The 539-nt window shown below is 47.3% G+C and carries 2 tRNA genes; both read left to right on the plus strand.

Annotated features, from left to right (window positions below):
- Positions 1 to 362 precede the first annotated feature (362 nt).
- A tRNA-Asn gene (locus DCC82_RS05005) sits at positions 363 to 437 on the plus strand.
- Between the two features lie 3 nt (positions 438 to 440).
- Positions 441 to 533 (plus strand) — tRNA-Ser (locus DCC82_RS05010).
- Positions 534 to 539 lie beyond the last annotated feature (6 nt).

Consider the following 539-nt stretch of genomic DNA (forward strand, 5'->3'; position numbering starts at 1 on the left):
GCCTATAGCTCAGCTGGTTAGAGCGCACGCCTGATAAGCGTGAGGTCGGTGGTTCAAGTCCACTTAGGCCCACCATATTGCATATTATCTGATAGTGAGTTAAACTAATATTAGACTTGCTTTATTCCGCAATAGCTCAGCGACAAGCGCTACATCGATGAGTTCACTGCGAGTTGCCTCGACGCATCCATCATCTTTGAGTTTGCTAGCAGAGGAAGAGGCAACGAAAACCAAATGAAAACTAGAAGGTTTGTATCTTTTGCCCCGACACATCCAACACCTTTGAGTTCGCTAGTAGAGGAAGAGGCAGAGTGAAATTTTGAATGCATGTTCTGTAAAAAAATAGCTACATGTTTCTTTATTCCGCAATAGCTCAGCGGTAGAGCAACCGGCTGTTAACCGGTAGGTCGTAGGTTCGAATCCTACTTGCGGAGCCATACGGAGAAGTACCCAAGTGGCTGAAGGGGACGGTTTGCTAAACCGTTAGGTCGCAATTTTGCGGCGCGCGGGTTCAAATCCCGCCTTCTCCGCCATTCAAT

The organism is Geobacillus sp. LYN3, assembly GCF_003064505.1.
Classification (GTDB): domain Bacteria; phylum Bacillota; class Bacilli; order Bacillales; family Anoxybacillaceae; genus Parageobacillus_B; species Parageobacillus_B toebii.